This is a genomic window from Cupriavidus lacunae, from assembly GCF_003353055.1.
GTDB lineage: Bacteria > Pseudomonadota > Gammaproteobacteria > Burkholderiales > Burkholderiaceae > Cupriavidus > Cupriavidus lacunae.
Window position 1 is genome coordinate 20,617 of the sequence record NZ_QKWJ01000096.1, and the last position, 6,781, is coordinate 27,397.

A 6,781-nucleotide genomic window follows, 5' to 3' on the forward strand; every position below is an offset into this window, starting at 1 on the left:
ATGCGGAAAAATAGACGCGCTCAGGCGCCCGCAAATTCAATAAGGAGCCGGCGGAACTCGATGAACTCCTCCTGGGTGAAATCCTTCAGCCGCGCATTCAGCACCGGCGGCACGATATTGGGGATCTGCTCCGCCACGGCTTTGCCTTTTTCGGTCAGCGTGAGATTAACCACACGGCGGTCGCTGGTGCTGCGGCTGCGGGCCAGCAGACCCTTGGCCTCGAGCTTGTCCAGCATGCGAGTCATCAGACCGGTGTCGATACCCAGCAGCTTGCTCAGTTCGTAAGGGGTGGCGGCTACGCCACGATCTAGGGACAGCACGATACCCATCTGCTGACCGCTGATCCCCAAGTCCTGCAATGCCGCATCCACTTCCATCAGCAACGTGTTGCGGGCGCGGTTCAGGAAGAAGCCGATGCTGCGTGTGATCTGGAAGTCTCCTTTTGTGTAGTGATCCATCGCCGGCCTCCTGCATTTGCTGATCATAACAATATCTGACTAATCAGATAACTACAAGAGGAATTTTTGCGGAGCGGGCGGATGCGCCTTGTGAGGCGGAAAAAGTTCGGTGGAGAGAGTTCCTGCTTGCCGGTTCAAGCGACGCGCACCGGCCGTTTGCGCCAAGCCGCCATCCGCCGCCCATCGCCTGATATAGCGCAACACTCGACTTGAGATCGGCCCGGGCCTGGACTGGCTCGGGCAGCAGCCTGAATGCAAAGCTCAGCTGCGGCCGACACCTCAGCGGGCGGCTCAGACGCTGCCTTATACATCGCACTGAGAGAGAGGCCTAGACTGCAGAAATATGGCAGCCCAACGAGCCGACATGCCAAACGTTTGTGTGGTGCAAAGGGGCGACCATGGACGGTTGAACTGGAAGGTGGCGCAGAGGGCACTTTCACATTCAAAAAAAAAACGGCAGGTCGAGCTGATCGTGCATGGAAGGGATGAGGCGATCCGGATGCAGCCTATGGCAACGACTCCAGGGACGTCAAAGGCTAGAGCTCGCACTGCAGAGCGATTGCCCAACCTCGACCGCTATCAGAAGAAGCGCAACTTCAGCGTCACTTCAGAGCCGGCGGGGACACGACAGCGGCGCAAGAAAGCCGAACAGTTGCGTTTCGTGGTCCAGAAGCATTGGGCACGGCGGCTGCACTACGACTTCCGGCTTGAACTCGATGGTGTGCTGCTCAGTTGGGCAGTGCCCAAGGGCCCTAGCTACGATCCCAGGGAAAAGCGTATCGCGGTCCATGTGGAGGACCACCCGCTCGACTATGCCAATTTTGAGGGAGAGATCCCGGCCAAACAGTATGGCGCCGGATCGGTGATCGTCTGGGATCGAGGCACGTGGGAGCCAATCGGCGATCCGCGTGAAGGTATGGCCGCAGGCAAGTTGCTCTTCGACCTGTACGGAGAAAAGTTGGCAGGCCGTTGGGAGCTGGTACGCATCGCCAAGCCAGGTGACCAATCAGGACAGTGGATCCTATTCAAGAAGCAAGATGCCTGGGCGCGACCACTGGTGGAGTTCGACGTGTTGGCAGCTTTGCCGGATAGCGTCATCGCAAAGCCACTGGGTGCGCTGACTCAGGCGTCGCAGGACTCAACCGAAATGGCTTTCGATACCGCCATCACGGACGCCCCGCTCGTCCCCTTGCCGGCTAAGCTCGGGCCACAGCTTGCGACCCCGGCACCCGCACTTCCGACCGGTACCGGGTGGGTCATCGAAACCAAGTTCGATGGTTACAGAATCTTGGCCAGAATCGAGAATGCCCGAGTGGCGCTTTTTACTCGTAATGGCCATGACTGGACACGCAAGCTGGGATCCCTGGCGGCGGAGATCGAGAAGTTAGACCTCTCGGAAGGCTGGCTGGATGGCGAGATTGTCGTGCTTCGCGATGGCATGCCAGATTTCAATGCCTTGCAGAACGCAATCGACGGGCATCGCAGCGACGCAATCGTCTTCTTCGCCTTCGATCTACCCTTCTGGGAAGGCCGGGATTTGCGCAACGTCCCCCTGGCCCAGCGGCGGGCTAAGCTGGCGGAGCTTGTCGGAGATCGCTCCGAATGCGTGCGCTTTAGCGAAGCCTTCGATGCCCCCCCGGCGCAGATTTTCCAGGCGGCGTGCCAGCTCGGTCTCGAAGGCTTGATGTTCAAGCGGGCGGACTCCTCCTATGTTTCCGCTCGCACGCAGACGTGGCTGAAAGCCAAATGCAAACTGCGTCAGGAGTTTGTGATTGGCGGGTTCTCGGACCGCAGTGGTGCAGCAGTCGAGGTAGGTAAGCTATTGCTTGGCGTGTACGCGGACGGGGAACTCCATTACGTCGGCGGCGTTGGAACTGGCTGGGACAGCGCGACGGCAACAGAACTCAAAAGGCGCTTGGCCGCCTTGGAAACTGAGCGAAGTCCCTTTTCGACGGAGGCGCGTTCCAGCCGGCGATGGGGTGGAGGCCGAGAAGCCGATGTGCGTTGGGTGAAACCGACCCTCGTTGCAGAAGTCGAGTTTTCCGAGTGGACCCCTGAAGGCCAGGTACGCCAAGCCTCGTTCAAAGGCCTGCGCGCCGATCATCCAGCTAAGTCGGTCCGGCGAGAGGCTATCCAGACTACCGTGACGCCGCACGGCGTGAGCGCCATCAAGGTCACCAATCCGGACCGTGTCATCGACAAATCCACAGATATCACGAAGGTCGAACTGGTTCGATACTACGAGAGCGTGGCGGAGCTGATGCTGCCACACCTCAAAGATCGGCCGCTATCCGTGGTGCGCGCGCCCGAGGGGATTGATGCGCCGATGTTCTTTCAAAAGCACGCGGAAACGGCGATGCCCGGCCTCACCGACCAGCCCCAATCCCTTTGGCCCGGCCATGCCGCATTACTCACTGCTGATTCGGCAGAAGCAATCGTCGCCGCTGCCCAGATGAATGTGGTTGAGTTTCATACTTGGAATTCGACGGCCCACCACATTGAGTGTCCCGATCGAGTCATTTTCGACCTCGATCCTGGCGAAGGGATTGCATGGGAGACGATGGTCGAAGCCGCCATGCTGGTGCACACGCTGCTGGATGAACTGGGGCTGCAGTCCTGGTTGAAAACGAGCGGCGGCAAGGGGTTGCACGTCGCCGTGCCACTGGCGCCGCAACGTTCCTACGACGAAGTGAAGGCGTTTTCGCGGGCCGCCGTCAAACACTTGGCGGCCACCCTGCCCCAGCGCTTCACCGCCCGCTCTGGGGCGGCCAACCGCAAGGGGCGGATTTTCGTGGATTATCTGCGCAACGGCTTCTCCCAAACCACCGCAGCCGCGTTCTCGGCTCGAGCGCGGCCAGGACTCGGTGTCTCCATGCCGGTGTCCTGGGAGCAGCTTACCAAGCTGAAAAGTGGCGCTCAGTGGACTATCCGCGATGCCCGGGAATACCTCAGTTTCCAAGTGGCGGATCCCTGGCAGTCTTACTGGGAGGCACGCCAAAGTTTGACCGCCGCCATCGAACGATTAAGCTGAATTCTGGCGCATCTGCACTGTGGAGTATCCAATGCCTGCACGATCCCTCGCCTCTTTGTCCCTGTCTTTCGGCCTGGTGTCCATCCCCGTCAAACTCTACACCGCCACCGAGACAAGCTCTGCTGTGCGCTTCAACTTACTGAGCAAAGAAGGCGCGCGGCTGAAACAACAGTACGTTTCCGAGCAGACCCAAAAGGTTGTCGAGCGTGCAGACATGGTGAAGGGCTACGAGTTTGAGAAAGACCGCTTCGTGACGTTCTCCTCCGATGAACTTAAAGCCTTGGAAGAGAGCGCCAGCCACATGGTCGATATCGTTGCGTTCATTCCCGAGAGCAGCGTGGATCCGCTGTATTACGACAAGGCGTACTTCATCGCTCCAGATAAGCGCGGCGGTAAGCCGTACAGCCTTTTACGCGAAGCCATGTCGAAGACCGGTCGCTGTGCCATTGCGAAGTGGGCCTCGAAAGGCAAATCGCATATCGTGCAGATCCGGCCGGTCGAGGGCGGCCTGGTGTTCCAGCAACTGTTATTCGCAGATGAAGTCCGCAACATCGCCGAACTGCATATCGAGGAAGTGGCAGTCTCGGATGCGGAGCTAAAGCTGGCGATCCAGCTGATCGAGCAAGCCTCGGAAGACCAATACGATCCGGCCCAGTACAAGGACGAGGAGAAAGTCAGGATTCTCGCCGCCATCGACGCGAAGATCGCCGGCAAGCAAATCGTATCGCCCGAACCGGTTGAAGTCACCGCCGGCGGGCAGGTCATCGATCTGATGGATGCACTTCGTGCGAGTCTGTCCAAGAAGGGAGCGCCCGCGGGAAGAGCCAAGGCCGCCGAGCCGTCAACTTCCCGCAGAGCCGGTAAGCGGGGCACAGCGCCTTCAGAGCCGACACCGATCCGACGCACCACAAAAAAGTCGGCATGAACCACGGCGAAGGGTTGACCACGCGCGAATTGGAAACGCGCCTGGGCGCTTCGCGCCGGCTGATTTCCAGTCTGGTGGCGGCCGGGCTGGTAACTCCTGCACGAGGCCCACGCGGTCAGTACGTCTTCTCTTTCCGGGACGTGGTTCTGATTCGCACCGCCGAATCCCTGCACAGATCGAGCGTTGCGCCCGCACGGATTCTGCGGGCGCTGCGTCGTCTCGAACGGCTCACACCGAACCGGCACCTATCGGCGCTGCGAATCTCCGCAAGCAGCGGAAAAGTATCGGCATGGGACCGGCACGGCGCGTGGCTTGTTGAGAGCGGCCAACGTCTGATCGAGTTCGGACCGGATGAAGCCGATGTACGAGTCGTTGATCTAACGCGAACGCGTGCTAACCAAGCGACCGCCGAGGAAGGCTTTGCGCAAGGCTATGCACTTGAACCTGTCGACGCGGATGCGGCTGAAGCGGCGTACCGACGCGCCTTAGAGATCTCGCCAGGAATGCTGAACGCCTACCTGAACCTTGGGTGCATGTTGGCAGACCAAGAACGCTTCGACGAAGCCATCATGCTCTATGAAGGGGCGTTGTCAGTGCTTCCGAACGCGCCGCAGTTGCATTTCAACCTGGGGGTTGCACACGAGGATGTCGGCGCCCTGCAGTCAGCTCTGGCGGCGTATGAACGATGCATCGAGCTTGCGCCTGATGATGCCGATGCCCACTACAACGCAGCGCGTTTGCATCAGGAGTTGGGCCACTTCCAGAATGCGCTGCGGCATTTCAACGCATTCCGGAAGCTCGACCGTCCATAAGGCCAAGTGGGTGACCGCTCGATCAAGCGGTCACCAGCCCTCCTAGAGCGGACTATCGAGCGCGGCCAGCCGCGGCATTGGTGCCGCGTCGTCATGAGCTACGACGATGCCGCTCGGACGGCATTTCTGGCTGGCCACCCCGTCCAATGGCGCGCCCTCAAAAAGTACGTACAGATCACTTAGCGCAAGAGATGCGTAGACCATTTTCAGGCTTGAAAGTGATGGCTCCACTTTCCTGCTGTGCCGCGGGAGCCCTCTCTTGGGGGAAATGGGTGTTAAATTTGGGTTAATTCAGACTTAAGAATTTCTTGCGGCGCCGTATCATGCCTTGGCAGTCCTGCTACCGCCCGCGTCGCCGCCCCCGGTGACGCGGGCTCTTTTTTGGGTGAACGCCCCTTGTGGACAGGCCGATTTGCCTAGCACGGGAGACTAGACGATACTGGGCACGGGAAACTCACCAGTTTCCCGATTTCTTCATGGACGTTCTGCGGCTCTCTGCTACCGGTCGAGAGCCGTCTTTTCCCCGGCCCCTCGCTCGATTTGACTGCGTGTGTTGCGCGGTCCGCCGTCGACGTGACTGCTCCCATCGACGGCTGCCGCCGCCCGGTCACATTGACACGTACAGTCTCGTGGAGAGTCGATTGAGTCGTCGTCGTTCAAGGGACGACGCGCGTGCAATCGATCATTCCTGCTGGATAAGGAAACGCTCGGGCCGTTTGCCCAGCCACGCCGGCGTCCGGCCACGTCCCGACCAGGTTTTGCCGGTTTTGGGATCCATGTACTTCGGCGGCAGCGGCGCTTTCTCGGTGGCCGCGGACGCTGTACTTGCGGGCCGGCCCCGACGACGACGCGGCGCCACGTCTTCCGGCGACAGGCTATACCGAACCATTAGCTCGCGAATCTGTTCGATGACGCCCGCGACCTCAGTCGAACGCACCTCTTCGATTTTGGCTTCCAACGCTTGCTTCTGCGCCAACAAATCCTGATACGTTGCCATTTTTGCCTCCAATTGTTCAGTCACAATTGACTTATACGCATTCCAAAGACCATCTGCAAGGTATTCGTCGTCTAAGACTTACGAATGAAGCTGATAGTTGATTGAAATGGAGTGGACTATTTGTATTGATGTATGGCTTCGCTGTTAGCGTCAAAGCGGACTTCATATAGGCGGCGACTTGAAGTTAAGGTGGGCGACGTCCGCACCCGATGACGTCAGCTGCGGATCGCAGAAACGGGTACGCGCTTGCATCAGTTCCCATCATAGCGACGCTTCATATAAGTTGAGCAACGGCGGTGGGCTTCCCACATGGCCTGGGCGGACCGCACCAGTCAGAGAAAGCACAGTGTCGCTACCAAGCCACATCAAGACCTCCGGTCTCGGTCTAGTCCAGGCTAAAGAAACAAACCTGACGAATGGATGCCAATGGTTGTGTGGTGGGCCTCCCGTGAGTCGAACACGGCACCAACGGAGTAGGATCGGTAGCCAGCCCCTTTCAAAGAGCGGTGGGAAGACGAAACCGCGCTTTACAGGAAACCAACTACCTTCCTCCGAACG

5 protein-coding genes are annotated in these 6,781 nt (G+C 59.3%); 3 read left to right on the forward strand and 2 right to left on the reverse strand.

Going from position 1 to position 6,781, the window contains the following annotated elements:
- Positions 1–20 precede the first annotated feature (20 nt).
- On the reverse strand, positions 21–458 hold the full coding sequence (locus tag DN412_RS36985; RefSeq protein ID WP_115216074.1) for a MarR family winged helix-turn-helix transcriptional regulator: 438 nt from the start codon (positions 456–458) through the stop codon (positions 21–23).
- 508 nt (positions 459–966) lie between these two features.
- Here DN412_RS36985 and ligD point away from each other — a divergent pair.
- From ligD to DN412_RS37000, 3 genes are read left to right on the forward strand one after another with little or no spacing between them, the layout of a single operon-like run.
- Entirely contained in the window at positions 967–3,489 is a 2,523-nt protein-coding gene (gene ligD / locus DN412_RS36990) for a DNA ligase D (protein ID WP_115216081.1), read from the forward strand.
- A 31-nt stretch (positions 3,490–3,520) separates the two neighbouring features.
- Positions 3,521–4,414 (forward strand): non-homologous end joining protein Ku, encoded by an 894-nt coding sequence (ku, locus tag DN412_RS36995; RefSeq protein WP_115216075.1) that lies wholly within the window; start codon positions 3,521–3,523, stop codon positions 4,412–4,414.
- Complete coding sequence (locus DN412_RS37000; RefSeq protein ID WP_115216076.1) at positions 4,411–5,226, forward strand: tetratricopeptide repeat protein; 816 nt, start codon at positions 4,411–4,413, stop codon at positions 5,224–5,226. The genes ku and DN412_RS37000 overlap by 4 nt, the downstream gene beginning before the upstream one ends.
- A 682-nt stretch (positions 5,227–5,908) precedes the next feature.
- Here DN412_RS37000 and DN412_RS37005 read toward each other — a convergent pair.
- Positions 5,909–6,223 carry an H-NS histone family protein gene (locus DN412_RS37005; RefSeq protein WP_115216077.1) on the reverse strand — a complete coding sequence of 105 codons (315 nt, stop codon included), beginning with the start codon at positions 6,221–6,223 and terminating at the stop codon, positions 5,909–5,911.
- Positions 6,224–6,781: the final 558 nt, after the last annotated feature.